The organism is Streptomyces sp. UF-297 (assembly GCF_058245575.1).
This window is the reverse complement of record NZ_JBSIBZ010000018.1, coordinates 54,356-80,136: the sequence shown is the minus strand read 5'-3', so window position 1 is coordinate 80,136 and position 25,781 is coordinate 54,356. Positions and strand designations below refer to the sequence as shown.

General features: G+C 71.1%; 20 protein-coding genes. 6 read left to right on the top strand and 14 right to left on the bottom strand.

The features are described from left to right. Positions 1 to 52 precede the first annotated feature (52 nt). The 8 genes from AC4IJH_RS13570 to AC4IJH_RS13535 form a co-directional block, all read right to left on the bottom strand. Complete coding sequence (locus AC4IJH_RS13570; RefSeq protein ID WP_490851903.1) at positions 53 to 4,645, bottom strand: amino acid adenylation domain-containing protein; 4,593 nt, start codon at positions 4,643 to 4,645, stop codon at positions 53 to 55. Positions 4,646 to 4,736: 91 nt separating this feature from the next. Beyond that, entirely contained in the window at positions 4,737 to 8,024 is a 3,288-nt protein-coding gene (locus AC4IJH_RS13565; RefSeq protein WP_490851902.1) for a non-ribosomal peptide synthetase, read from the bottom strand. Positions 8,025 to 8,030: 6 nt separating this feature from the next. Continuing rightward, positions 8,031 to 8,870: a thioesterase II family protein gene (locus AC4IJH_RS13560; protein WP_490851901.1), complete on the bottom strand. Its 840-nt coding sequence runs from the start codon at positions 8,868 to 8,870 to the stop codon at positions 8,031 to 8,033. Positions 8,871 to 8,875: 5 nt separating this feature from the next. Continuing rightward, positions 8,876 to 10,219: a lysine N(6)-hydroxylase/L-ornithine N(5)-oxygenase family protein gene (locus AC4IJH_RS13555; RefSeq protein WP_490851900.1), complete on the bottom strand. Its 1,344-nt coding sequence runs from the start codon at positions 10,217 to 10,219 to the stop codon at positions 8,876 to 8,878. Then, on the bottom strand, positions 10,219 to 10,425 hold the full coding sequence (locus tag AC4IJH_RS13550) for an MbtH family protein (protein WP_490851899.1): 207 nt from the start codon (positions 10,423 to 10,425) through the stop codon (positions 10,219 to 10,221). Before AC4IJH_RS13550 ends, AC4IJH_RS13555 begins: the two co-directional genes overlap by 1 nt. Positions 10,426 to 10,471: 46 nt before the next feature. After that, on the bottom strand, positions 10,472 to 10,708 hold the full coding sequence (locus tag AC4IJH_RS13545; protein WP_490851898.1) for a phosphopantetheine-binding protein: 237 nt from the start codon (positions 10,706 to 10,708) through the stop codon (positions 10,472 to 10,474). 502 nt (positions 10,709 to 11,210) lie between these two features. After that, entirely contained in the window at positions 11,211 to 12,674 is a 1,464-nt protein-coding gene (locus AC4IJH_RS13540) for an MFS transporter (RefSeq protein WP_490851897.1), read from the bottom strand. Between the two features lie 253 nt (positions 12,675 to 12,927). Continuing rightward, complete coding sequence (locus tag AC4IJH_RS13535; RefSeq protein WP_490851896.1) at positions 12,928 to 13,779, bottom strand: siderophore-interacting protein; 852 nt, start codon at positions 13,777 to 13,779, stop codon at positions 12,928 to 12,930. On the opposite strand from AC4IJH_RS13535, the gene AC4IJH_RS13530 reads away from it, so the two are divergent. Next, entirely contained in the window at positions 13,712 to 14,638 is a 927-nt protein-coding gene (locus AC4IJH_RS13530; RefSeq protein WP_490851895.1) for a TetR/AcrR family transcriptional regulator, read from the top strand. The two genes, AC4IJH_RS13535 and AC4IJH_RS13530, sit on opposite strands and share 68 nt — an antisense overlap. Positions 14,639 to 14,668: 30 nt before the next feature. On the opposite strand, the gene AC4IJH_RS13525 is transcribed toward AC4IJH_RS13530, so the two are convergent. Beyond that, positions 14,669 to 15,736: an ABC transporter substrate-binding protein gene (locus tag AC4IJH_RS13525; RefSeq protein WP_490851894.1), complete on the bottom strand. Its 1,068-nt coding sequence runs from the start codon at positions 15,734 to 15,736 to the stop codon at positions 14,669 to 14,671. Positions 15,737 to 16,215: 479 nt separating this feature from the next. On the opposite strand from AC4IJH_RS13525, the gene AC4IJH_RS13520 reads away from it, so the two are divergent. Together AC4IJH_RS13520 and AC4IJH_RS13515 are read left to right on the top strand one after the other, a co-directional pair. After that, complete coding sequence (locus AC4IJH_RS13520; protein ID WP_490851893.1) at positions 16,216 to 18,216, top strand: GTP-binding protein; 2,001 nt, start codon at positions 16,216 to 16,218, stop codon at positions 18,214 to 18,216. Between the two features lie 94 nt (positions 18,217 to 18,310). Beyond that, on the top strand, positions 18,311 to 18,460 hold the full coding sequence (locus AC4IJH_RS13515; protein ID WP_490851892.1) for a hypothetical protein: 150 nt from the start codon (positions 18,311 to 18,313) through the stop codon (positions 18,458 to 18,460). A 152-nt stretch (positions 18,461 to 18,612) separates the two neighbouring features. On the opposite strand, the gene AC4IJH_RS13510 is transcribed toward AC4IJH_RS13515, so the two are convergent. The 5 genes from AC4IJH_RS13510 to AC4IJH_RS13490 form a co-directional block, all read right to left on the bottom strand. Then, the gene (locus tag AC4IJH_RS13510) at positions 18,613 to 19,353 is read right to left on the bottom strand and encodes a MerR family transcriptional regulator (RefSeq protein ID WP_490851891.1); all 741 of its coding nucleotides are present in this window, start codon (positions 19,351 to 19,353) and stop codon (positions 18,613 to 18,615) included. A gap of 181 nt (positions 19,354 to 19,534) precedes the next feature. Beyond that, positions 19,535 to 20,338 carry an alpha/beta fold hydrolase gene (locus AC4IJH_RS13505; protein ID WP_490851890.1) on the bottom strand — a complete coding sequence of 268 codons (804 nt, stop codon included), beginning with the start codon at positions 20,336 to 20,338 and terminating at the stop codon, positions 19,535 to 19,537. Between the two features lie 309 nt (positions 20,339 to 20,647). Next, positions 20,648 to 21,484 carry a DUF4097 family beta strand repeat-containing protein gene (locus tag AC4IJH_RS13500; protein WP_490851889.1) on the bottom strand — a complete coding sequence of 279 codons (837 nt, stop codon included), beginning with the start codon at positions 21,482 to 21,484 and terminating at the stop codon, positions 20,648 to 20,650. Between the two features lie 83 nt (positions 21,485 to 21,567). Further along, on the bottom strand, positions 21,568 to 22,107 hold the full coding sequence (locus tag AC4IJH_RS13495) for a hypothetical protein (RefSeq protein ID WP_490851888.1): 540 nt from the start codon (positions 22,105 to 22,107) through the stop codon (positions 21,568 to 21,570). 554 nt (positions 22,108 to 22,661) lie between these two features. Beyond that, positions 22,662 to 23,057, bottom strand: a complete 396-nt coding sequence (locus tag AC4IJH_RS13490; protein WP_490851887.1) for a VOC family protein — start codon at positions 23,055 to 23,057, stop codon at positions 22,662 to 22,664. Between the two features lie 63 nt (positions 23,058 to 23,120). Between AC4IJH_RS13490 and AC4IJH_RS13485 the strand changes: the two genes are divergently transcribed. Genes AC4IJH_RS13485 through AC4IJH_RS13475 form a run of 3 tightly spaced genes read left to right on the top strand, consistent with a single transcriptional unit; the run spans position 23,121 to position 25,772 of the window. Then, positions 23,121 to 24,215, top strand: a complete 1,095-nt coding sequence (locus AC4IJH_RS13485; RefSeq protein ID WP_490851886.1) for a helix-turn-helix transcriptional regulator — start codon at positions 23,121 to 23,123, stop codon at positions 24,213 to 24,215. Next, positions 24,212 to 24,580, top strand: a complete 369-nt coding sequence (locus AC4IJH_RS13480) for a YciI family protein (protein WP_490851885.1) — start codon at positions 24,212 to 24,214, stop codon at positions 24,578 to 24,580. The genes AC4IJH_RS13485 and AC4IJH_RS13480 overlap by 4 nt, the downstream gene beginning before the upstream one ends. A 10-nt stretch (positions 24,581 to 24,590) precedes the next feature. Further along, positions 24,591 to 25,772, top strand: a complete 1,182-nt coding sequence (locus AC4IJH_RS13475) for an RNA polymerase sigma factor (RefSeq protein WP_490851884.1) — start codon at positions 24,591 to 24,593, stop codon at positions 25,770 to 25,772. Positions 25,773 to 25,781: the final 9 nt, after the last annotated feature.

The following is a 25,781-nucleotide window of genomic DNA, read 5'->3' as shown; positions in this document are numbered from 1 at the left end:
AGAAAGAAGAGAGGGGAAGGGGGCCGGGCCGCGTGGGGCCCGGCGGGGAGGTCTAGGCGTGTGCGGCCAGGGCGCGCAGCGCTTGGAACCAGAGGTCGGCCAGCGCTTCGACGTCGGCCTGGGGCAGCAGGTCGCCGGGCCAGGACCAGCGCACGTGCAGTTCGGGGCCTTCGGTCCGGTTGAGGGTGTAGGCGTTGATGTCGAGGCTGTAGGTGAGCGGCATGGCGGGGTCGGCGGCGTCGCTGAAGTCGGCCTGCTCCTCGGCGATGGCGAACTGGTCGGCCGCGGTCTCGCCGGTGGTGAACCGCCCCAGGTAGTTGAACTCGATCTGGGGCTGCGGCAGTTGGGCGAGGCGTTCGGCGGTGTCGGGGTTGAGGTGGCGCAGCAGTCCGTAGCCGATGCCGTTGTCCGGTACGGCGTTCAGGTGCGCGCCGATCCGCTTGACGACGTCGGTGAGTTCGCCACCGCCGTTCAGGGCCCGGTCCACATCGACGGGTCCGGGGTCCAGGCGTACGGGGTAGACACTGGTGAACCAGCCCACGGTGCGCGAGAGGTCGGCGCCGGGCAGCAGCTGTTCCTCGCGGCCGTGGCCCTCCAGGGCGACGAGCACGCCGCGCTCGGCCGCTCCGCCGCCGCGGCGTTCGCGCCAGGCGGCCACGGCCAGCGCCAGTGCGGAGAGCAGCACCTCGTTGACGCCGGTGCCGAAGGCGGCGGGCGCCTCGGCGAGCAGGGGTGCGGTGTCGCTGGTGGCCAGGGTGCGGCCGACGTGGCGCAGGGTGCGCGCGGTGTCCCGCCGGGGGTCCAGCGCGCGTGCGGTCAGCAGCGGGTCGCCGCCGTCCAATGTCTCTTCCCACAGGGCGAGTTCGGCGCTGCGCCGGGGCTGTCGTGCCGCCTCGTCGAGCGCCCGTGCCCAGCTGCGGAAGGAGGTGCGTACGGGCGCGAGCGCCGGGGTGTCCCCGGCCAGGGCGGTACGGCAGGCGGCGGACAGGTCGGGCAGCAGGATGCGCCAGGACACACCGTCCACGACCAGGTGGTGGCCCAGGATCAGCAGGCGGCTGCCCTCGCGCTCACCGGTGTCGAACCAGACGACCTGGAGGACGACACCGTCGGCCGGGGCGAGCCGGTCCAGCGCTGCCTCGTACTCGGCGCTCAGGGTGCTGCGCAGTTCCTCGGGGGTGCTGTCCGCCGCGTCCACCCGGTGCACGATCCGCTCCGCCGGTACGGAGCCGGCCGGGCCCACCAGGAAGGCGGGTGTCTGGTCGCCGGGGGTCCAGGTGAAGCGGGAGCGCAGTACGTCGTGCCGGTCCACCAGTGCCTGGACGGCGGTGATCAGGGCGTCGTGGGTGAGGTCGAAGGGCAGCCGGAGCAGGTTGCCCTGGGCGTAGCGGTCGATGGGGCCGCCGGTGCCGGTGAGCCAGCGCATGATGGGCGTCGGCGGCAGCTCGCCGATGCCCGCGCCGTCCTCCTCGGGCGCCGAGGCGCCTGCCGTGGCCGCGCGGGCGGCGAGGTCGGCGAGGGTGGCGCTGTTGAAGACGTCCTTGGGTGAGATCGCCAGGCCCTGGGTCCGGGCCCGGCCGGTGAGCTGGATGGAGACGATGCTGTCGCCGCCCAGTTCGAAGAAGTTGTCCTCGGGTCCGGCGGCGGGCAGGCCCAGGAGTTCGGCCACCAGGTCGCACAGGGCCCGTTCCTGGTCGGTGCGCGGGGGCCGGGAGGCGGCGGTGGCGGTGACGGCGGGGACGGGCAGGGCGTCGCGGTCGAGTTTGCCGTGGGCGGTCAGCGGGAGTTCGGGCAGCGGCATCAGCGCGGCGGGCACCATGTAGTCGGGCAGCGCCCCGGCCAGGTGCGTGCGCAGCGCCGCCGGGTCCAGTACGGCGCCGGGCACGGGCACCGCGTAGCCGATCAGGCGCTTGACGCCGGGGCGGTCCTCGCGGACCACGACGGTGCACTGGGCGACGTCGGGGTGGGCGCCGAGCGCGGTCTCCACCTCGCCCAGCTCGACCCGGAAGCCCCGGATCTTGACCTGGTGGTCGGTGCGGCCGGCGAAGTCCAGCTGTCCGTCGCGGGTCCACCGTACGACGTCGCCGGTGCGGTACATCCGGGTGCCGGGTGCGCCGAAGGGGTCGGCGACGAAGCGGGCGGCGCTGACGCCGGGGCGGCGCAGATAGCCACGGGCCAGGCCGCCGCCGGCGAGGTAGAGCTCGCCGTCCACCCCCGGGGGCACGGGGTTGAGGAAGTCGTCCAGCACATAGGCGCGGATGTTGCCGATCGGCTTGCCGATCACGGGTGTTGCGCTGTCGCGGACCTCGGCGACCACGGAGTCCACGGTGCACTCGGTGGGGCCGTAGAAGTTGTAGCCGCGGGTGCCGCGCAGCTCGCGCAGTTCCTGCCAGATGGCCTGCGGGACCGCCTCGCCGCCGACGCCGAGGCCGGCCAGCGGGCTGCGTCCGTCGGTGACCAGTCCGGCGGCCGAGAGCTGGCCGTAGAAGGACGGGGAGACCTCGATGAAGTCGATCTCCCGCTCGCGCAGCCAGGCCAGTTGCAGCTGCGGGTCGCGCCGGGTGTCCTCGTCCAGGATGTGCACGGTGTGCCCGGCGAACAGGGCCAGCAGCGGCTGCCAGGAGGCGTCGAAGGAGAAGGACCAGCCGTGGCCGATGCGCAGCCGGCGTCCCGCGGTGCGTGCGGCGGGCCCGTAGACCTGCCGCTGGTGGTTGGCGAAGAGGCTGATCACGTTCTGGTGGACGGTGACCACGCCCTTGGGGTCGCCGGTGGAGCCCGAGGTGTAGATGACGTACGCGGGGTGGTGCGGCCGCAGCGGGTGGACGCGGTCGGCGTCGCTCGGCGCGGTGGCGGGCCGTTCGCTCAGTGCGCGGGCCAGGCCGGCCGAGTCCAGGGTCACGGTCGGCAGGTTGCGCGCGGCCTCGCGCAGCGCGCCGTCCAGTACCGCCGAGGTGGTGATCAGCAGCTCGGGGCGGGCGTCGGCGAGCATGTAGGCGATGCGGGAGGCGGGGTACTCGGGGTCGATGGGGACGTAGGCGGCGCCTGCTTTTTGTACGGCCAGCAGGGCGGTGACGATCTCCAGGGAGCGGGGCAGGGCGAGGGCGACGATGTCCTCGGGGCCGATGCCGCGGTCGATGAGCCAGTGCGCCAGCTGGTTGGCGCGGGCGTCGAGTTCGGCGAAGGTCAGCTGGGTGTCGCCGAAGGCGAGGGCCGGGTGGCCGGGGGCGGCGGCGACCTGCTGGGCGAAGAGGTCGGGCAGGGTCTGCTCGGCGACCTCGAAGGCGGTGTCGTTCCAGTCCTCAAGGATGGTGTGCCGCTCGTCGGCGCCGAGGATGTCCAGGCGCCCCACGGGCCGTTCGGCGGACTCGGGCAGGGCGTCCAGCAGCCTGCGCAGGCGCTCGGCGAGTTCGCCGGCGGCCTGCCGGTCCAGCAGGTCGGGCTGGTATTCCAGGCCCAGGGCGAGCCTGCCGTGGACGGCGAGCGGGACCAGGGTGAGGGGGTAGTGGGTGGCGTCGTGGTTGGCCAGGCCCTGGATCTGGAGCTGGTCGGCGGTGGTGGCGCGCTCCAGGCTCTGCGAGACCAGCGGCGCGTTCTCGAAGACGACCAGGGTGTCGAAGAGTTCGCCGGTTCCGGCGGCGCGCTGGACGTCGGCGAGGCCGAGGTGGTGGTACGGCAGCAGCCGGGCCTGCTCCTCCTGGACGCGCTCCAGGAGGGCGCCCAGGGGTTCCTCGGCGCGCAGCCGGATGCGTACCGGCAGGGTGTTGATGAACAGGCCGATCATCGACTCGACGCCGGGCAGGTCGGCGGGGCGGCCGGAGACGGAGGCGCCGAAGACGACGTCCTGGCTGCCGGTGAGGCGGCCCAGCAGGATGCCCCACAGGCCCTGGACGACGGTGTTCAGCGTCAGGCCGCGGGTGCGGGCCCAGCCGCTGAGCCGGGCCGTGTCCGCCTCGCTGAGCTCGATGGTGAGCTTCTCGGGGTGCTGGGGGGTGCGGCCCTGTGCCGGGCCGAAGAGCAGGGTGGGGCCGCTCAGTTCGGACAGCGCCTCTTTCCAGGCCTGTTCGGCGCGGTCGGTGGACTGCCGGGCCAGCCAGGCCAGGTGGTCGCGGTAGGCAGCGGGCCGGGGCATGCCGTCGGCCTGGCCGTCGCGGGCGTACAGGTCGGCCAGGTCGCGGACCAGCAGCGGCACCGACCAGCCGTCGAGCAGGATGTGGTGGGCGTGGATGACCAGGCGGTGCAGCTGGTCGCCGAGCCGGATCAGCCGGAAGCGGACCAGTGGCGGGCGGGCCAGGTCGAAGCGCTCGGCGCGGTCGGTGCGCAGGATGTGCGCCAGCTCTTCCCGCTGCTCGGCCGCGTCGTGCCCGGTGAGGTCCGACTCCCGCCAGGGGAGGGTGAAGTGGCGGGGTACGACCTGGACGGGGCGGGCGACCTGCTCGTTGAAGAAGCCGGCCCGCAAATTGGGGTGGCGGCGCAGCAGGGCCTCGGCGGAGCGGCGCAGGACCTCGGGGGCCAGCGGCCCGCGCAGCTCCAGTTCGAGCTGCATGGTGTAGATGTCGTGGGCCTGCTCGTCGAAGAGCGCCTGGAAGAGGAACCCTTCCTGCAAGGGCGCCAGCGGCCAGATGTCCTCGATGCCCGACTGGTTCGTCATAAGCCTTCCCGCTCGTCGTGGTGCGGACCGCTCCGCCGTTGGGTGCGCTGAATGTGGTGGACTGCGTCGGTGGCGCCCGGGGGCGGGCCGGTCACAGCTGGGCGTCGATCTCCTCGGCCGACATGCCCTCGATCTCCAGGTAGACCTCGGCGACGGCTTCGAGGTGCCCGTCGTCGCTCTCGTGTGCCAGCAGGTCCTGGGCCAGCTGGGCCACGGTGGGCCCGGTCAGTACCGAGCGCACGGTCAGTTCGGGCAGTTCCAGGGCTTCGCGCAGCCGGCTGACGATCCGGGTGGCCAGCAGCGAGTCGCCGCCGAGGGCGAAGAAGTCGTCGTGCGCGCCGATGCCGTCCCGGTCCAGGACCCGCTCCCAGACGAGCGCGATGGCGCGTTCCAGTGCGGTGTCCGGCCGGGCGGTTGAGGCGGCCTGCGGTGCGTACGGCGCGGTGTCGTCGCCCTCTGCCGCGCCGTCGGCCAGTGCCCTGCGGTCCACCTTGCCGTTGGCGGTCAGCGGGAAGCGGTCCAGCAGGTGCAGGGAGGCGGGCACCATGTGCTCGGGCAGCCGGGTGCGCAGCGCGTCGCGGATCTCCTCGGTGTGCGGGCGCTCCTGGTCGGCGTGGGCGGTCACGAAGGCGGCGAGCCCCCGGTATCCCCTGCCGTCCGGGCGGCCGATGGCCACGGCCACCGCGGAGGCCACCGCGGGGTGGGCGGCGAGAGCGGCTTCGACCTCGCCGAGTTCGATGCGCTGGCCGCGGATCTTGACCATGGAGTCGGCGCGGCCGACGAATTCGATGGTGCCGTCCGGCAGGAAGCGTCCCAGGTCGCCGGTGCGGTACAGGCGCTCCCCCGTGGCGGGGTGGGTGACGAAGGCGGCGGCGGTGCGCTCGGGGTCGGCCCAGTATCCGGCGGCCACGCCCGGTCCGGCGCAGTACATCTCGCCGGTCACGCCGTCGGGGCGGCCGCGCAGTCCGTCGCCGAGCAGGTAGTAGCGGGTGTTGGCGATGGGCTTGCCGTAGGGGACGCTGCCGCGGTCGGGGTCCAGGTTTTCGACGGGGTGCCAGATGTTCCACAGGGTGGTCTCGGTGGGGCCGCCGACGCTGACCACCTGCACGCCCTGGGCCGCCTTGGCGAGGTCGCCGGGGACGTACAGCGGGATCCAGTCGCCGCCGAGCAGGACCAGGCGCAGTGCGGCGAGGGTGCCGCTCGCGGTGCCGGTCTCCTCCAGCAGCATTTCCATCATGGCCGGTACGGAGTTCCACAGGGTGACGCGGTGGGCGGCGACGAGTTCGGCCCAGTGGGCCGGGTCCTGGGCGCGGTCGGCGTCGGGGACGACGACGGTTCCGCCGGCGCCGAGCACGCCGAAGATGTCGAAGGTGGACATGTCGTGGTGCAGGGCGGTGACCGCCAGGCACCGGTCCTTGGGGCCGATGCGGAACTCGGCGAGGGTGGCGGCCAGTGCGTTGACCATGCCGCGGTGGCGGATCATGGTGCCCTTGGGTTCGCCGGTGGACCCGGAAGTGAAGAGTACGTACGCCAGGTCGTCGGGCTGCTGCACGGCGGGCAGCGGCTCGGTGCTCAGCGCGTCGTTGAGCCCGGTGTCCACCCTCAGCACCCGTGTGCCGTCGGGCCAGTGAGCTGCTTCGTCCAGGGTGGAGCGGGTGAGCAGCAGGTCGGCGCCGGTGCGGCGCAGGATGCCGGTCAGGCGCGCGGCGGGCTGGCGGGGGTCCAGCGGCAGGTAGGGGGCGCCGGCGAAGAGGGCGCCGTAGGCCGCGACGAGCTGTTCCCAGCCCTTGTCCAGGGCGATGGCCACCGGCCGGTCGGGGCCGGCGCCGCGGTCGCGCAGCCAGTGGGCGACCTGGTTGGCGCGGGCGTACAGCTCGCCGTAGGTCAGGGTGACATCGGAAGTGATCACGGCGGTCGCCGCGGGCCGCAGGACGGCCTGCTCCTGGAAGAAGCTCTGTACGAGGACCTCGGGCACTTCGGTGTCGGGGCCCTGGATGCCGGGCCGTACGGCGCCGCCGGGGCGGGCCACCGGCTCCAGTTCGGACCAGGCGCCTTCCTCGGCCTCCAGGCGCTCCAGCAGCGTCCAGAAGGCCTGGAACATCTCGTCCATCATGCCGGGCGGGAAGATCTCGTCGACCGCGTCCCAGTTGACGAAGAGCTCGCCGTCGTGCTCGTCGATCTGGACGTCCAGGTAGACCTGCGGGGTCTGGGAGATCGTGTAGAGCTCCTGGAGGTGGCCGCCGAGCAGGGGCTTCTCGCCGCCGCGCAGGCCGATGGTGCTGGTGAGCACGACCGGCATCAGCGCGCCGTGCAACCCGCCCTGTACGCGCACCAGTTCGCGCAGCAGGCGTACCCCGCTGACGTCCTGGTGGGAGAGGTCGTGCCAGCCCTGTTCCTGGATGCGGGCGGCGCGCTCGGCGAAGGGGCCGGGGGTGCGGTTGTCGACCTCCAGCAGGGAGAAGGAGGCGAACTCGCCGAGGATGGCGTCGGCCTGGGGGTGCAGCGGCAGCCGGTTCATGCGCGGGACGTTCAGGGCGAAGTGCGCGCCGGCGCTCCAGGTGCCGAGCACTTCGGCGAAGGCGGCGAGCGCCAGCCCGGTGGGGGTCAGGCCGCCTTGTGCGGCGCGGATGCGCAAGCGTTCCCAGCGTGCGGCGTCCATGCTGCCGCGGCGGCCCACGAAGGTCGGGCGCACGACGGTGGAGGGGTCCTTGGCCATGGGCAGCTGCGGCGAGGAGGGGAAGTGGGGCAGCCGGCTGGTCCAGTACTCCAGGGACTTCTGGTAGCGCTCGGTGTGCGGCAGCTGGGCCTCGGCCAGGACGTAGTCCCGGTAGGTCAGCTCCAGTGGGGGCAGTTGGGCATCGAGGTCCTCGTACAGCTGGGAGAGGTCGGCCAGCAGCAGCTTCCAGCTGAGGTAGTCCAGGATGAGCGCGTCGAAGTCGAGGTGCACCCGCAGCCGCCCGCCGGGCAGTTGGCAGATGACCAGGCCGAACAGCGGCTGTCCGTCGACGGGGATGACCCGGTGGGACATCTCCGCGCGGATCTGCCGGGCGCGGCTGTCCACTTCCTGGGGGTCGCTGTCCCGCAGGTCGACGACCTCCAGGGGGACGGGGGGCGCGGTGGGCAGGACGCGCTGTTCGCCGCGTTCGGGGTCGATGACCACGCGCAGCACCTCGTGCCGGGCCATCAGGCGCTCCCAGGCCGCGGTGAAGCGGGGGATGTCCAGCTCGCCCTCGAACTCGTAGTAGGCGTGGGTGGAGACGTTGCCCAGCTCGAAGAGGTCCGTACGGCCCAGCAGATAGGCCTGCTGGGTGTCGGTCAGCGGAAACGGCTCGAAGCGCGCTTCAAAGTCGTGGACCAACCGCGGGAGGTCGATGCTCACGCTGGATCACCTTTCACTGCTGGTACGGGGGGTGCGATGCGGGTACGGGGTGCGCTGCGCCGGGATGTCCGGCGCCGCTGCGCGCAGCAGCCGGGTCAGCTCCGCGGTCACGTCCGCCTGCCGCGGGATGAGATAGAAGTGGTCGCCGGGAAAGACCTTCAGGTCGAAGTCGCCCGCACAGACCGCTTCCCAGGCCGCGGCGTCCGCGACCGGCACCGTGGCGTCCGCGTCGCCGGTCAGGGCGGTGATGCCCAGGGGCAGCTGCGGGCCGGGGGTGGGGCGGTAGCTCTCGATGAGGCGGTAGTCGTTGCGTACGGCGGGCAGGAGCAGGGAGCGCAGTTCGGGGTCCTGCCACAGTGCGGTGTTGCTGCCGCCGAGCTCCGTGAGCCGCGCCACGATCTCGCGGTCGCCGAGCAGGTGGGTCATCTCCCCTTCGGGGACGGCCTGTTGGCGGTGCGGGGCTTCCCGTCCGGAGACGGCCAGGTGCGCTACGGAGCCGGGGCTGCGGTAGGCCATTCTGCGGGCGACCTCGTAGGCGACGCTGGCGCCCATGCTGTGGCCGAACAGCACCATGGGCACGCCGGTGCGTGGAAGCAGCTGCTGGGTGACGGCGGTGGCCAGGGCGCTCATGTCGTCGATGAGGGGTTCTTGGATGCGGTCCTCGCGGCCGGGGTACTGGATCGCCCACAGCTCGCAGTCCGCGGGCAGGTGAGCACCCCAGGTGCGGTAGAAGCTTGCGCTGCCGCCGGAGTGCGGGAAGCACACGAGGCGGGTGCGCGGGGCGCCGCGCGAGCCGAAGTTCCTGATCCACGGGCCGGTGGGGGCCGCGGCGGCGCCGGTGCGCATCGCGGTCAGGCCTTCGCGGCGGCGTAGGCGGCGGCCGGTGCGGGCTCGCTGTCCGGTGCGGCGATGGAGCGGACGATCTCGCCGACCCGTACGGCCGTGTTGGACAGCAGGTTGGAGGTGATGCCGTGGGTGTGCTCGGTGGGTCCTTGGAGGAAGAGGCCGGCGCGGACGTTCTCGTCGGTCTCCACGCGGTAGTCGCGGCGTACCCGTACGCGGCCCAGTTCGTCGGTGCGGCAGTGCGGGGCGGCGGAGCCCAGGGCCGTGAGGGTGTCCAGCGGGCGGTATCCGGTGGCGTAGACGAGGTAGTCGCTCTCCAGGGTGGTGCGCTCGCCGGTGGGCAGGAACTCCAGGGTGGCGCGGACGGAGTCGGCGGTGGTGGTCGCGCCCAGGAGCCGGGAGAGGTTGTGTACGCGCAGCCGTTCGCGGCCGTGCACCTTCTCCTGGTAGACCCTGCGGTACAGCTCGTCGATCAACTCCAGGTCCACGACGGAGTAGTTGGTGCCGCGGTGGTAGTCGAGCATCATCTGCTTGACGTCTTCGGGGGCGCGGTAGAAGTGGTCCACGGCCTCCGGGTCGAAGATGCGGTTGACGAAGGAGCTGTCGTCGGCGGGTGCGTAGCCGTAGCGGGCGAACACCGCGTGGATCTGGGCGTCGGGGTAGGTGCGGTGCAGGTATTCGACGGTCTCGGCGGCGCTCTGGCCGGCGCCGACGACCGTGAAGCTAGCAGGCTGGGCGTCGGGCAACTGCGCGATGCGGTCCAGGAGTTCGTGGTTGTGCCAGACGCGGTCGCTCAGCCCTGCGCCGTCGGGGAGGTTGGGGCGCAGGCCGCCGGCCAGGACGACGTTGCGGGCGCGGCGGACGACGGGCGCGGCGGAGGTGTCGCGGGGCTGGGCGACGACCTCGAAGTGCGTGATTTCGCCATCGGTCTCCACGGGCCGTACGTCGATGACCTCGCTGCCGTACTCGACCTGCTTCTCGAAGCTTCCCGCGACCCATTCCAGGTAGTCGTGGAATTCCACCCTGGAGGGGTAGAGCATTTTGTGGTTGATGAAGTCGGCGAGCCGGTCCTTGCGGTGGAGGTAGGCCAGGAAGCTGAATTCGCTGGTCGGGTTGCGCATGGTGACCAGGTCCTTGAGGAAGGACACCTGCATGGTTGTGTCGTCGATGAGCATGCCTCGGTGCCAGCCGAAGGAGCGTTGCTTCTCGAAGAAGTGCGAGGTGAGTTCGTCATCGCTCGGCAGGCCGGTGTTGTGCTCGGCGAGGGCGACTGCGAGGGCGAGATTGGACGGCCCGAAGCCTATTCCGACCACATCCAGGACTGCGCTTTCCTGGGCTCCAGGACCGGTCATTACAGTTCCCCATTCTTCAGGCTGTTGGGACGCATATCCGTCCAGTTCATCTCGATGTAATCGAGTCCGCCCTTGCGGTCCGCGGGCCCCCAGGTGACGGACCATCCGTCGGGCACCTCGGCAAAGGCGGGCCACATCGAGTACTGCCCCTCGTCGTTGCGCAGGACAAAATAGGCGGCGGTATCGTCCTCGAAAGGGTTCGGCACACCGGTTCCTTGTCGGTCAAGCGGTTCGGTCGGGCGGTTTTCCCGGTCAGACGGCTGTGAGCAGGTCGAACCAGCCGCGTACGGTCGGCTTTCGCGCCAGGTCGGCATAGGCGACCTCAATTCCGCTCTCCCGCCACCGGGCGGAGAGGGTCATCATGCGGACGGAATCCAGACCGGCCACCAGGAGATTGTCGTCATCTCCGATCTCTGCGGTACTGCGGCCCAGTATGTCCGCCACATCAGACTTGATCAAATCCAGTGTCAGCGGAACCCCGGTCGGCATGTCAATTTCTCCTCAATATTTTGGGCAGGCGTGTTCACGGCAGCGCCGATCTGTTTTTGCGCAGCCCGCAACGGCATTACGGGTCGACTGTACGGCGCATCACCGGAACAGGAATAAGAATGCTGTCTATCGCTGGCCGGACTAATTCCACGGCCATGAGAAACGCACTGCGGAGGTCACTTCGCCGCAGGCTGAAGAGAGAGCGGTACGGGATTCAGGAGCAAATGTCCAATGGGTCGGGAGAGAACCTACACTCGATCCCTGACCAGCGCGAAAGAATCCCCCGAAACACTTGATGAACCCCTTCGTGGTAGTTGCTGTCGAGCACCCCAACGAAGGCAAACCTAACCTGGCTCGAGTTTGTTCAACAACTTAAAGCCAGGGTGACCCATGTCACATTACTTTACGCATATAGCAACGCGCCGGGCCAGCGGTGCCGGCCCGGCGCGTTCCTGCAGGTGGGAGCCCCTACAAGGGGGACATGTCAGGTGATGCCGGAAAGCTACGCCACCTGGGCCCGGTCACCCTGAGACACGTCGGTTTCGGCCACCGCCTGCCGCGGCCGGCCGGGCAGGATGAGTGCCACCACGGCCGCCAGCACCAGCAGCCCGGCCCCGGCCAGCAGCGCCGCGCCGTACCCGCCGTTCAGCGACTCCAGCGTGGCCTTGCCCTCGCCGGTGAGCGCGGCGGTCTGGCTGGTGGCCACGCTCACCGTGACCGCCAGCCCCAGCGAACCGCCCACCTGCTGAGCACTGTTCAGCAGCCCGGAGGCCATGCCCGCGTCCTCGGGCGGCACGGTGCCGGTGGCCGCGTTGGCCAGCGGTACGAAGCAGGCGCCGATCCCGAAGCTGGCGACAAGCGACGGGCCCAGGACGCTCACCAGGAAGCTGCCGTCCGTGGCGATCCGGCTGAACCAGAACAGGCCCAGCGCACCGATCAGCGTGCCGAAGATCACCAGTGCCCGCGGCCCGGTGCGGGCCAGCACCCGCCCCGAGAGCATCGCGCTGACCGTGAAGCCGACACAGAAGGGCAGGAACGCCAGGCCCGTGACGGCGGGCGAGAAGTGCAGCACCTGCTGCAGGTAGAGGGAGACGAAGTAGAAGCTGGCGAACTGACCGGAGGCCAGCAGCAGCATGGTCAGGTTGGCGCCGCTGACCGCGCGGTGGCCGAACAGCCCGAGCCGTACCAGCGGTTCGCGCGCGCCCTTGGCCTCGTACAGCACGAACGCGGCCAGCAGCACCACTCCGGCGCCCAGGAAGCCGAGGGTCACCGCCGAGCCCAGGCCGTCGTCGCCGATCCGGACCACGCCGTACACCAGGGCCGCCAGTCCCGTGGTGGCCAGCACCGCGCCGATGACGTCCAGCCCGGAGCGCTGCGCGGGCCTGCCGTCGGGCACCTCCTTGCCCGCCGCCGCGGCCAGCACCACGATCGGCACGTTGATCAGCAGCACCCAGCGCCAGTTGAGGTACTCGGTCAGCACGCCGCCGATCAGCACACCGGCCGCGCCGCCCGCCGCGCCCGCCGCGCTCCACAGGCCCAGCGCCTTGGTGCGCGGCCCGCCGGCCGGGAAGGTGGTGGTGATGATGGTCAGCGCGACCGGCGCCAGCACGGCTGCGCCCAGGCCCTGTACGGCACGCGCGATCACCAGATGGGAGGGGGCCTGTGCCAGACCGCCCGCCAGGCTCGCCACGCCGAACAGGCCCAGTCCCAGCCACAGCACCCTGCGCCGCCCGAAGAGGTCCGCGATCCGGCCGCCCAGCAGCAGGAAGCCGCCGAACACCAGGGTGTAGGCGTTCACCACCCACAGCAGCCCGGCCTCGCTGAAGCCCAGGTCGGCGCGGACCGCGGGCAGCGCCACGTTCACCACCGAGGCGTCCAGCGTCACCATGAACTGCACTGCCACCACAACCGACAGCACCCAGCCGAGCCGCACGGAGGACTGCTCCGCCGCTCCTCGCTCCTGCATTCTTGTCCCTGCCTCGTGTCTTGAGCGAGCGCCGGCCCTCGGTGGGCCGATCCCGGCTCGATGTGGCGGTCCGGCCACGGCGGCCGGACCGGTCGGGCGCTCTGCGGCACCCCGTTCGGTCCATCTGCGGCGGAGCGACTCAGCGGCCCCGCCGAGGTCCGGTGCGGTTCGGCCGTGCCCCATAGGGCGCGGTGAACTGCGCGATCAGCCACGACGCGCCCGCAGACGGCACACCGCACCTTCAGCGCAGCGCCTACTCCTCCGCTCGCACGTCGCCCTCCTCCTGCACCCACTCCTCGACGGTCCTGCCGTGCCGCCAGTAGCCCGCCGCGTGCAGCGCGTCCCGGCCCAGCCGCCGCTCCTCGCGCAGATAGCGGCGGATCTCGCGCACCGCGGCGGCCTCGCCCGCTATCCAGGCGTGCACCTCGCCCTCGGGCCAGGGCAGTTCCCGTACGGCCCGCTCCAGCGGGGTGGGGGTGGTCCAGGGCCCGGCCGGGCGGTGCACCCAGCGCACCTGTACGTCGGTGCCGGGGGCGGCCCCGAGGTCCTGCTCCTCCGCGGCGTCGGCGACCTCGGCGATCACCTGGGCGCGGGCGCCGCGGGGCAGCCGGGCCAGGAGCGAGGCGATGGCCGGCAGCGCGGTCTCGTCTCCGGCGATCAGATGGACGTCGGCGTCGGCGGAGGGCAGCGAGCCGCCGCCCGGCCCGGCTATGCCCAGGACGTCGCCCGGTACGGCGGCCCGCGCCCAGTTGGAGGCGCGGCCGTCGCCGTGGATGACGAAGTCGATGTCCAGCTCGCCGCTCTGCGCGTCGAAGCGGCGCACGGTGTAGTTGCGGGCGTGCGGCAGCGGGGCGCCCTCGGGGTAGCGCAGCCCTTCGGGGCCGATCTCCGGCAGCGCGGGCACCTTCTCGCCGTCCGGCGGGAAGAAGAGCTTGATGCGCTCATCGGCCTGCAGACCGGCCTCGAAGCCGTGCAGCCCCTCGCCGCCCACGGTCAGCCGCAGCATCCTCGGCGTCACCTCGGCGACCGCGGTCACGGTGGCCAAGTACGTCTTGATCGACGGGATTTCGCGCCGTTTACGGGTGCTGCCGTCCACTCGCGCCATCAGCGCCTACCTCATCTCGCGTCATCTCTGGCAGTCCAGGTCCCGCCGGGCGGAGCTGACACGGGGGAGTGCCCGGAAGGACCTGGACCAGGGTTACCGTACACGTACAAAAAATATATCCTCAAGTGCCTGTGGCAGGCTTCGTCGATCACCACAGGCAAGGAGAGAGGGCAGAGCACTGAGCACGAACACACCCGGCCGCCCCCGCAGGGGCCGTCCGCCGCGCCTGTCCAGGGAGCAGATCGTCGCCGCGGCGTACGAGATCGTGCGCGAGGAGGGGGCGGAGCACCTGACGATGCGGCGGCTGGCGAAGGCGCTGGAGAGCACCGCGATGGCCGTCTACCACCACGTGCGGGACAAGGACGAACTGCTCACGCTCGTACTGGAACATGTCGCGCAGGATCTGCCGCGGCCCGATCTGCCCGGCGATCCGCGCGAACGGCTCTTCGCCGTCTGCGAGTTGATGCACGGCGCGTTCCTGGACAACCCGTGGGTGGTGCCCGTGGTGGCACGCGGTGAACTGGTGGGCATGTCCGCGGTGTGGATGACGGAAGAGATCATCGGATCCCTCGTCGACTGCGGCCTGGAGCACGAGCAGGCCTTCTGGACACACCAGACCATCTGGTACTACACGGCGGGGCAGGCGCTGCACACGCCGCAGCGCGAGGTCCCGCAAGCCCCGGAGGGGGACGCCCCGCACTACCCCGAGGTCGCGGCCGCCGGGCCGTCGGAGGCCGCGTACCCGCATCTGACGAGGATCGCGGCGGAGTCGAGGAAACTGGAGGCCCAGTACAGCTACCGGCTGGGCCTCACCCACATTCTGGACGGCGCGCTGCCGCCCGGCGCCCGGGCCACCTGACCCGGGCGCGGCATCGGCCGATCCGGCGGCTCAGGCGACCTTCTTGGCCTTCTCCAGGGCGTCGGCCAGGCGCTCGATGAGCGGGGCGTAGCCCGCGTAGCTGAACTGCGCCTCGTTGTTCCAGGGGACGACCTGGCCGGCCTTGACGGCGGGCAGCCGGTTCCAGGTGGGCTTGGACTTGGCCAGCTCGGAGGTGGGCACGTTGTTGGGCCGGGCGTCCATGAAGATCACGTCTGCGGCGTAGGTGTCGGCGTTCTCCCAGCTCAGCAGCTCCCAGAAGCCCTCCTTGCCGGGCTTGCGCGGCACGATGAACTCGACGCCGAGCTCGGTGTAGTAGCGCGTGTCCGGGTAGACGGAGGGCACACCGGCCGCGATGCTGTCCGGCTGCGCGGCGGCCGCCAGGACCTTCAGGCCCTTCTTGGCCTTGGCGACGTTGCGCAGCCGCTCGGCGGCCCGCTCGAAGCGCGCCTTGGCGTCGGTGACCTGCTTGGCCTTCATGTCGGCGCCGAGCGACTCGGCCAGCTGAGCGTAGCGCTGGATGGCGGTCAGCAGCGAGACCTTGGAGGTGGCGATGCCGACGCTGGGCGCGAAGCCGAGGATCTTCTCGGCGCTGTCCTCGGGGACGTTCCACAGCAGCGGCGGCTGGTTCATGTTGCTGACCAGCAGCTGGGGTCCGAGGGCCGCGTACTTCTCGATGTTGAAGTCGCCGCGGGCGTTGCCGAGCACCGTCAGCTTCTTCACGTCCAGGGTGCCGGCCTGCGGGGTGGGGTCGCCGTTCTTGTACGTGCTGGGACCGAAGACACCCACGCACTTGACGCCGTAGTCGTGCAGGGCGGCGGCGGAGCCCACGTACGCCACGATCTTGTCGGGGGTCGACTTGGCCGTCGCCGTCTTGCCCCGGTCGTCCTTGAAACTCCAGCCCTTGGAGCCGGACTTGCCCTCCGCCTTGGAGTCGCCGTCGCCGCACGCGGCCAGCAGCGCCCCGAGGCTCAACGCTCCGCCCGCGGCCAGCAGGCCCCGGCGCGACGGCCCGCCGCTGCCCCACCTCCCGCCACGGGGAAGGTCTGTGCTGGCCGCTGCACGGCGGGGCACGGTCATGGCTCCTCGCTCTCCTCAGGACAGGCTGGATCAACCGCAGGGCCCGGCCGCGAAGATGACACAGCGACATCTCGCCAGGCCCTGGTGAGGCGAGGCTAACCTAAGCTGATGATATTGGACAGCGCGATCCCGGGGTGAGGCGCACATCACGGAACTCCGGGCGCCGGGCGGATCGCACTGGCGCCGCACCTACCCAACTCCCCTCCCCCGCATGCCTGTTACGGCCCATGGGGCACCGGGCCAGGCCGCGCCCGCCGCCGCACACGGCCGCCGACTGGCCCTGCCGCCGGGGAACGGCCCCGCCCAGCCCCTCCCCCGGCCCTTCCCCCGCCGCGAGCCCGTAATTCGGTTGCCGCCCCTACCACGCTCTGCTGCACTGCTGGGCGACAGCAACCGAGAATCCGAGGAGAGGTCAATGCGAGCAACGTTCATGTCCCCCCAGCAGGAAATTCCCCTCCACGCAAAGGACATGACACACGTTGCGCACCCTCAATCTGGGAATTCTGGCCCATGTCGACGCCGGTAAGACCAGCCTGACCGAGCGGCTGCTGCACGCCGCCGGCGTCATCGACGAAATCGGCAGCGTGGACGACGGCAATACGCAGACCGACTCCCTCGCACTGGAGCGGCAGCGCGGAATCACCATCAAATCCGCCGTCGTCTCCTTTCCCGTCGACGACATCACGGTCAATCTCATCGACACGCCCGGCCACCCCGATTTCATCGCCGAGGTGGAGCGGGTGCTGAACGTGCTCGACGGCGCCGTGCTGGTCGTCTCGGCCGTGGAGGGCGTGCAGGCGCAGACCCGGGTGCTGATGCGGACGCTGCGGCGGCTGCGCATCCCCACCCTCGTCTTCGTGAACAAGATCGACCGCGGCGGAGCACAGTACGAGCGGACGCTGCGGGACCTCGCAGCCAAGCTCGTCCCCACCATCCTGCCGATGGGCTCCGCCCAGAACCTGGGCACCCGCGACGCGCACTACACGCCGTACCCCGCCTCCGACGGCGCCTTCACCTCCCGGCTGGCCGACCTGCTCACCGAGCACGACGACGCCCTGCTGGCCGCGTACCTCCGCGACGAGACGGCGCTGACGTACGAGCGACTGCGCGACGGACTGGCCACGCAGACCGGGCGCGCCCTGGTGCACCCGGTCTACTTCGGCTCGGCCGTCACCGGCGCGGGCGTCAAGTCCCTGATCAGCGGCATCAAGGAGCTGCTGCCCGCCACCGAGGGCGATGCCGAAGCCCCGGTCTCAGGCACCGTCTTCAAGGTGGAGCGCGGGGCGACCGGCGAGAAGATCGCCTACGTCCGGATGTTCGCGGGGACGGTACGCACCCGCGACCGGGTCCCCTTCGGGGGCGACGACGGCATTGACGGCGACGGCAAGGTCACCGCCGTCAGCGTCTTCGACGGCGGTACGGACGAGCGGCAGCCCTGCGTCGGCGCGGGCCGGATCGCCAAGCTCCACGGCCTGGGCGGCATCCGTATAGGCGACCGGATCGGCGCACCGCACGCGGCGTCCGCCCGGCGCCACCACTTCGCCCCGCCGACCCTGGAGACGGTCGTCGTCCCCCGCCGCCCGGCCGAGAGAGGCGCGCTGCACCACGCGCTCACCCAACTCGCCGAGCAGGACCCGCTGATCGACCTGCGCCAGGACGACATCCGCCAGGAGGTCTCCGTCTCCCTCTACGGCGAGGTGCAGAAGGAAGTCATCCAGGCCACCCTCGCCGACGACTTCGGTATCGATGTCACCTTCCGCCGGACCACGACCATCTGCCTGGAACGCCCGGCCGGCACCGGCAGCGCCGTCGAATTCATCGCCAAAGATCCCAATCCCTTTCTCGCCACCGTCGGACTGCGCGTCGATCCGGCGCCGCCCGGCAGCGGCGTGGAATTCCGCCTGGAGGTGGAACTGGGCTCGATGCCGTACGCATTCATCAAGGCCGTCGAGGAAACCGTGAAGTCCGCACTGCGCCAGGGAATTCACGGCTGGCAGGTCACGGACTGCACGGTCACCATGACGCATTCCGGATACTGGGCCCGGCAGAGCCACGCCCACGGCACCTTCGATAAATCCATGTCGAGCACCTCGGGCGATTTCCGCAATCTGACACCGCTGGTGCTGATGGACGCCCTGCGGCAGGCCGGAACCCAGGTCCACGAGCCGATGCACCACTTCCGCCTGGACCTGCCGGCCGACACCCTGGGCCCGGTGCTGCCCGTCCTGGCCCGCCTGCACGCCGTCCCCGAAACCCCCCAACTGCGCGGCCCCGCCTGCGTACTGGAGGGAGAGATCCCGGCGCAGCGGGTGCACGAACTGGGGCAGCGACTGCCGACCCTGACCCGCGGCGAGGGCGTCCTGGAATCCGCCTTCTCCCACCACCGCCCGGTCACCGGCACCGTCCCCGAACGCCCCCGCACGGACCACAACCCACTGGACCGCAAGGAGTACCTGCTGCATGTCGTGCGCCGGGTGTGACCCGGCACCTGAACGGCAGGCCTCCGGCATCCGACGGCCCGCCGCAACGGCCGAGGCCCGGGTCGTGCCCTTCAAGTGCCGCTTGCCTCGCGACTTGGACCGCAAGGCGCATCTGCTGCACGTCCTGCGCCGGATGTGGCCCGGCACAGCACGCGAACGGCAGGCCGCCGGCATCCGACGGCCCGCCGCAACCGGCGAGGCCCGGATCGGCTCCCTCAAGTGGCGCTTGCCGCGCGGCGGGTGAGGGCCGAGCCGTGGCCGGTGCGTGCTGTGAGCGGGACCGCCGCCGCTGCGGGATTCGGTGACCGGCATGTCGCAGCCCCTACGGGCGGATCTTCATGAACGCCGACGCCGAGGTGCCTACATCGCCTGTCGGCCGCCACCAGGGCGCAGGCTTCAACTGCTGTCGTGCCCGGCGGTTCGGCGCTGCTTTGCACGGTGGTTGAGCGCATCGACGATGCGTTGCCATGCCGGTGATGCCTCGGAGATCCGGGAGGAGACCAGCTGCAGATAGCCCGCCCGCTCGCCGTCCCGTTCGTGTTCGATCTCCCATGCGTCCAAGTCGTCGATGAGCCGGTCCAGGCGTGGATCGTGCGGATCCCAGTCGACCGATTGATCACAGGCGAGAAACAGGCGCATCGTCTCGGGGTCGTCCAGGCTCGCGTTCTTGTCCCGTATCCGCTCCGGCATGACGTGCGGGTCCAGGGCCTGCATCAGAATCCATGCGTCGCGTTCGAGCTGCACCCTCCGTTCGCTGACCCCGAGACCGCGCATCCGATGCAGGACGGCGACCACCTCGGCGGGCAGCACAAGCCGTTCGCCGCTGTCCAGTTCGGCGATCCTGCGGCGGGATTCGGTGAGCTGGTCGATCTTGCGTTGCAGTGCGGCGTCGATGTCGGTGACGGCCGCCGCGAATTCGGCCGGCTGGGCATGCAGCAGGGCATCTATACGGGCCAAGGGCACCCCCGCATCGGCGAGGGTCCGGATCCGGATGAGCTCCACCGCCGCTTGCGCGCCGTAGCGGCGATAGCCGGAGGCATCGCGCTCGGGCTCGGGCAACAGGCCGACGTGGTGGTAGTGGCGTACGGTGCGCACGGTCACGCCGGCGGTCGCCGCGAGCTGGCTGATCGTGAGCACCGTCCCCCTCGGGTCTTCCTAGATCGCAGTCGTGCCGAGTCTAAGCGGCCTCACCACAGCCCGGTGCGGTGCGGCCGTGCCCCAAAGGGACACAGGGCCGAGTCGATGTGCCGCTCCGCCGCAGGGGCGCAACCAACCACGACGCACCCCCAGATGACACACCGCACCACCAGCGCAGCGCTCAGGCGCGCGCCACCCGGCCGACAACGTCGCGGACCGCCTGGACCACGGCATCGGGGCGGTCGAAGCAGAGCCGGTGGTGGCTGGTGTCGGAGATGATGCGCTGCTCTCCGTACGAGACCGCGCTCACCAGGGCCGCGTCCAGTCTCGTCCTGCCGTCGAGCATGTCCCGCACCGTCCGCTCCGACGTCAGCGCCTGCTGCCCGGGGTCGGCGCCCACCACGGTGAGAGCGACCACCGGGACGTCGGGAAGGGGCGGCCCGGCCCGCAGTTCGGTGGCGAGGTCGGCCAGCCTGCTGCGCTCGGCGATGCCGGCCTCGGTCTGTTCCCCACTCACCTTGGCCTCGGCCAGCGCCTGCCGCAGGTGCTCCGGGAAGTCCGCGTACAGCTCGGCGAACATCTCACGCAGGGCCGGGCGCATCTGTTCCACCTGCTCCCGATCAGGCGCCATCCGCTCGACCGCCGCCAGACTGGCCTCGGGCGGCATGGCGTCGTCCCAGTCACGGTGGAAGGCGTCCATCCAGACCAGCCCCGCCACGTCCTGCGGGTACAGCTGCGCGAACCGATGCGCGTAGAAGCCGCCGAGGGAGTGCGCCACCAAAACGTAGGGTGCGGCAATCTTCTGGGCGCGCAGCAACTCGCGCAGTTCCGTGGCGACCGCGGCGGCAGTGCGCGGCAGCGGAAGGGGATCGCTGTAACCCGTGCCGCCACGGTCGTACACCACGGCAGTGGTGAACTGCGAAACCGCCTGCTGGACACCGAAGTAGTCGAGACCGACCGCGCCGGCGCCCGGCAGAAACACCACGGCCGGCCCGCCACTGCCCGACCGATGCACGAAAACGCGGCGGCCGTCGATCTCCTGGAACCCTCCGACCGGCGGCGCAAGCCGAACCGGGGAAGTGCTGTCGTTCGTCATACGGCCAGACTCCAACCCTGACGCAGGGTCAGGGTCAAGCCCCTCCGCCGCGCCCCCTACAGCCGGACACGCGACCTCGGCACTTCGCGGACCGCCCCCATACGGCCCCGGACGTCGCCTCAGCCCGCGGCGTACTCCCGGATGGTCCACGGCCAGGCGGGCGGCCCGGCCGATCGAGGCGGAGTTGCCTGCATAGGCTCAGGTGCGGCGGATCACGATGTCGCCCATGCCCGTACGGGCCCGCAGCTCGACCTTTTCCTTGGCGATGCCGCTGCCGTCGGCCGGGCCGATGGCGTTGTGCACCCCGCCGACGTGGGTGGTCACCTCCCACACGGCGGCGGTGGATCCACGGACGCCGATTTCGAGATCGCCGACGCCGGTCTCCAAGGTGATGCGTCCGCGCACGACCTCATTGATGCTGATGGGGCCGTTGGTGGTCTTGGCGTCGACCCCGGCGTGTGCGAGGCCGATGGCGATGGGGCCGTTGGCCGTGTCCACCTCCAGGTCGCCGGTGACCTCGCCGATCGTGGTCGCGCCGTTGCTGTTCTTGACCGTCGCCGTGCCCGCGACCTGGCCGATGTCCACCCGGCCCGAACCGGTGACCTCGACGTCCCCCGTCGCGCGGTCCAGGCGGATGGTGCCGTGGTCCGTCTCCAGCCGTACGGTTGCCGCCGTCTCGATGTGAATGGCGCCGGTCGACGTCTTGAACCGGCCGTCCCCCAGGCGGCCCGAGCAGATGAAGTCCGCCATCGGCGAGATGCCCTGGACGTCCGACCCGGCGGGCAGCTCTACGCGCACCTCGACGGACCCGATCTTGCTGAGCGGAGAGCTCTTCCTCGGTCCCTTGACCTGCAACTTGCCGCCGGAGCAGGTGATTTCGGTCTGTTCCGCGGCCTGCACATCGGCCTTGTCGGTGGCGTCGCTCGGCAGCACCTCCACCACCGTGTCCGTGCGCTCGCTCGCGGTGATCCGGGCATTGACGATGTCGAACTCGACGGTGGCGAAGAGCGGTTGGGGAGTGTCGAACGTAGGCATGGCTGTCCTGTCCTTGTGGCAGTGGTGTGCGTTCCCGCTGGTAGAGCGGGTGAGAGTGAAGTGCTGCGGCGCAGCGGGCCGGGCTAGTGGACCCAGCCGGCGTAGTCCTGTTGGCCCATGTGCCGCCGGTGGCCGGGCGGGCCGACGTAGCCGCCGGGTTCGAGGGCGAGGGCGACGGCCCGCGCCAGCCAGGCGTTGACGGAGAGTCCCTCCTGGCCCGCGGCGCCCTCGACTCGGGCCTTGAGGTGGACGGGGAGCCGGAGGTTGATCCGTACCCTGCCGCCCTCCTCGCCGTCCGCAGGGACGGATGGCGCGGAAGTCCGCCCGCCGCCGGCCGGCGCGCCGTTGCCTGCCCGCGCCGTCTCGTACGGCTCCAAGGCGGGCGGCAGCGTCACCACGAACTCGGGGTCGGGCCCGCGCAGTCGCATGGTGACCGATCCCGGCGCGAGGTCGAGGGAGACCTCGCCCATGGCTGCGGACAAGGCGTTGAGCAGCGTCAGCCGGGCGGCCGATGACAGCTGCGCGGTGAGCTGTTCGGTCAGGGCACGAGCCTCGTCGCCGCCGGTTTCCGCGGCGACCACGAGCTCATGCCGGAGGTTGTCGACATGCGGAGCGAGGTCCATGACGCCATCATGGCACACATATGGCGCCATCGCGAGCAGACTTGGCGCTACGGTGATGCCAGTCGGCACAGAAGGTGCGACTTTCAGGGCGCCACTCCCCCATCGAGTAAGGTCGGCCACCCTTAGAGCACCACCGCAACAACCACGCAGTACGCGCACATGCTCCCCATTCCGCAGGGCTGCAGAGCATCCATCACCATGGCGTCACACTGGCGCCACTCTGACACCACTCGGTCGGTAGCGATGTGACACCTTGCGAAGATTCCACCACCTCCCCCACCGCCCCCTCCCCCCGATACGGGAGCACTCGGCACCACCCAAGCCACCCCGCGCCCGGCGGCCGAACTTCCACCGCGGCACGGGAAGCGCACCGGAGCGCCGGGCCGCACCGCCACCCGTGCGCATCGCAGCAGCGCTCCGGGCCGCGGCGGTGGGCTCCAAGTCCTGGGCGGGCGGTGGCCAGGGCGGTGCGGGCGGGGAACCCGCCGCGGGTCGGGCCGCAGGCTTGGGCAGCGGCACGGACGGCTGCGGGTTCTTCGGTATTGAGGCCGGGCTCAGGCCAGGGTGGAGATGCAGAGTGGGTGGCCTGCGGGGTCCAGTAGGACGCGCCAGCGGTCGGGGGACGGTTGGAAGGCGGGCTTGGTGGCGCCCAGGGCGAGGAGGTGGGTCTCGGCGGCATCCAGGTCGTCGACGCCCAGTTCTATGTGGGCCTGCTTTTCCTGGGCGGGGGCCGGCCAGGTGGGGCGGCGGTAGTCGGGCAGGCGGTGGAAGCCCAGTCCGGCTCCGGCCTCTTGGCCGAGCAGGACGAAGTGGTCGGTGGAGAAGACGGTGGGCAGGTGGAGGATCTCGCCGTAGAAGTGGGCCAGTTCGGCGGGGTCCGGGCAGTCGAAGGTGACGGCCGCGTAGCGGAACGTGAGGGCGGTGGCAGCGGAGGTGTCTGTCGTGGTCATGGAGGTGACGCTAGGGCGGGACCAGGACAGGTCCGGTCCTGGTCGTGTGGAACACTCCGGATCGTGATCAGCGCATCCGCCCGCCTGCTGCGATTGGTCTCCTTGCTGGCCGCCCGGCCGTCGTGGACCTGCGGTGAACTGGCCGGGCGGATGGACGTGACCGAACGTACGGTCCGGCGCGACATCGCCAAGCTCCGGGAACTCGGCTACGCCATCGAGTCCGACCCCGGCCCATGGGGCGGCTATCGCCTCCGGGCCGGAGCCCGGGTTCCCCCGCTGATCCTCGATGACGAGGAAGGACTCGCCGTGGCCGTCGGGCTGCGCGAGGCCGCGCTCAGCGGTGCTCTCGGCGGCGACCAGGCCGCGCTGTCGGCACTGCTGAAACTGCGGCAGGTCCTGCCGCAGCGGATCGCGGTCCGGCTGGGCGAGATGGACGACGCCTTCGTCCACACGCCCAGAGCCGATGAGCCGCAGATCTCGGCCGGCCTGCTGCTGGAGCTGGCGGCCGCATGCCGTCGGGGTGAGCGGGCCCGGCTGTCGTACCGCGACTGGGAAGGAAGAGCCACGGTCCGGGACGTCGACCCGTACCGCCTCGTGCGCACCGAACGCCGGTGGTACTTCGTCGCCCGGGACGTCGCACGAGCCCAGTGGCGGACCTTCCGGGCCGACAGGGTCGAGCGGCTGCGAACCACCGGGCACCCGGTGGAACTCCTGGACCCGCCCGACCCGGCGCTGCTCGTCTCCCGCTCCCTCGCGACCGGCCCCTACCCGCTCCAGGCGACGATCCGCCTCCCGCTGCCCATGGACCAAGCCCTGCGGCTGATCCCGTCGTCGGTCGGTTCCCACCGTCCCGAAGGCCCCGACGCCACGCTCGTCGACATCGGCGGTCCCGACGCGGAAGGGCTCGCCACGTACCTTCTCGGCCTGGCCACACCCCTGACGGTCGTGTCGCCGGACGCGGTACGGGAAGCCTTGCTGCACCGTGTCCAGGAGCTCTTCGCGAGCAACGCGAACGGACGGGACGGGCAGGGGTGTTCCCCCCTCGTCCAGATTTGCTCGCCGGGCGATGTCGAGGCGATGTCGAAAGGCGCCGGGTGGCTCCGACTCTCTGGCGAGCCGCCACCGGGGCGGAAGCCGACGCAAGGAGCACGGATATGAAGTACCTCCTGATCATGCAGGTCAACCAGGAGATCCTGGATGCCCTCTCGGAGGAGGAGCGCAAGCTCGTCATAGAGGGCCATGGCGAGTTCATGAAGACCGTCAAGGACTCGGGGGAATTCGTCCTCACCCAGGCGCTCGCCGACCCGGCGAACTCGACCGTCGTCACCGGCACCGGAGGCACGCCTGCCGTCACCGACGGGCCGTTCATCGAGGCCAAGGAGTTCATGGGCGGCTTCTACCTGGTCGACTGCGAGAGCAAGGAGCGCGCGGTCGAGATCGCCAAGCTCATCCCGGACACCCGGATCAAGGGCCTGTCGATCGAGATCCGGCCGGTGATGTTCTCGTCCGGGGCCGATCTGTGAGCCCTCGTCCGTGAGCGGTGCGATCGAGGACCTGCTGCGCGGCCTGGCGCCGCGGGTCCTCGGCACGCTTGTCCGCAGGTACGGGCAGTTCGAGGCCTGCGAGGACGCGGTCCAGGAGGCGCTGCTCGCGGCGTCGGTGCAGTGGCCGGAACAGGGGGTGCCGAGCAGGCCCGCGAGCTGGCTGGTCACGGTTGCCACCCGCAGGCTGACCGACCACTGGCGCAGCGAGGCGGCCCGCCGGGAGCGCGAACTGGCCGTCAGCAGGGAGCCCCCGCCGGGCGACGACCCGTCCCGGCATGTCGACGACACGGTGCGCCTGCTGTTCCTGTGCTGCCACCCGAAGTTGTCGGCGCCCTCGCAGGTGGCGCTGACGCTGCGGGCGGTCGGCGGCCTCACCACGGCCCAGATCGCGCACGCGTTCCTGGTGCCGGAGGCCACCATGGCGCAGCGGATCAGCCGGGCGAAGCAGACGATCAAGGGTGCTGGTTTCCCGGACGGTCCCGAGCGGCTGCCGGCGGTGCTGCAGGTGCTGTATCTGATCTTCAACGAGGGCTACACCGCGTCCTCCGGGCCCGAGTTGCAACGGGTCGAGCTGGCCGCGGAGGCCATCCGGCTCGCCCGCGAAGTGCGCCGGATGCTGCCGGAGGACGGCGAGGTCGCCGGGCTGCTCGCGCTGATGCTGCTCACCGATGCCCGGCGCGGGACGCGCAGCGCGGACGGCGTGCTGGTGCCGCTCGCCGAGCAGGACCGCAGTCTGTGGGATCGCGCGCGGATCGAGGAGGGCGTCGCGCTGGTCTCCGGCACCCTGCCCAAGGGGCCTGCCGGGCCGTACCTGTTGCAGGCCACGATCGCCGCGATCCACGACGAGGCGCCGTCCACCGAGGAGACGGACTGGGCCGAGGTGCTGATCCTCTACAAGCTCCTGGACCGGACCGCGCCGAACCCGATGGTCACCCTGAACCGCGCGATCGCGACCGCGATGGTGCACGGTCCGGCCGAGGGGCTGGCCCTGCTCGCCACGCTCGACGGCGACAAGCGGGTCGCCGGGCACTACCGGCTGGACGCGGTGCGCGGGCACCTGCTCGACCTGGCCGGTGAGCACGATCGGGCCCGCGAGCACTACCGGCGGGCCGCGCGGCTGACGTTGAGCCTGCCGGAGCGGGAGTACTTGCTGCGCAGGGCGTCGCGGTGAGCGTGGTGA

Coding starts and splice junctions, on each gene's coding strand:
- AC4IJH_RS13480 (WP_490851885.1), top strand. CDS start 24,212: ATGAAGTACCTCCTGATCATGCAGGTCAACCAGGAGATCCTGGATGCC.
- AC4IJH_RS13570 (WP_490851903.1), bottom strand. CDS start 4,645: ATGACGAACCAGTCGGGCATCGAGGACATCTGGCCGCTGGCGCCCTTG.
- AC4IJH_RS13535 (WP_490851896.1), bottom strand. CDS start 13,779: ATGGCGCGAGTGGACGGCAGCACCCGTAAACGGCGCGAAATCCCGTCG.
- AC4IJH_RS13490 (WP_490851887.1), bottom strand. CDS start 23,057: ATGACCACGACAGACACCTCCGCTGCCACCGCCCTCACGTTCCGCTAC.
- AC4IJH_RS13500 (WP_490851889.1), bottom strand. CDS start 21,484: ATGCCTACGTTCGACACTCCCCAACCGCTCTTCGCCACCGTCGAGTTC.
- AC4IJH_RS13525 (WP_490851894.1), bottom strand. CDS start 15,736: ATGACCGTGCCCCGCCGTGCAGCGGCCAGCACAGACCTTCCCCGTGGC.
- AC4IJH_RS13560 (WP_490851901.1), bottom strand. CDS start 8,870: ATGCGCACCGGCGCCGCCGCGGCCCCCACCGGCCCGTGGATCAGGAAC.
- AC4IJH_RS13545 (WP_490851898.1), bottom strand. CDS start 10,708: ATGCCGACCGGGGTTCCGCTGACACTGGATTTGATCAAGTCTGATGTG.
- AC4IJH_RS13555 (WP_490851900.1), bottom strand. CDS start 10,219: ATGACCGGTCCTGGAGCCCAGGAAAGCGCAGTCCTGGATGTGGTCGGA.
- AC4IJH_RS13540 (WP_490851897.1), bottom strand. CDS start 12,674: ATGCAGGAGCGAGGAGCGGCGGAGCAGTCCTCCGTGCGGCTCGGCTGG.
- AC4IJH_RS13495 (WP_490851888.1), bottom strand. CDS start 22,107: ATGGACCTCGCTCCGCATGTCGACAACCTCCGGCATGAGCTCGTGGTC.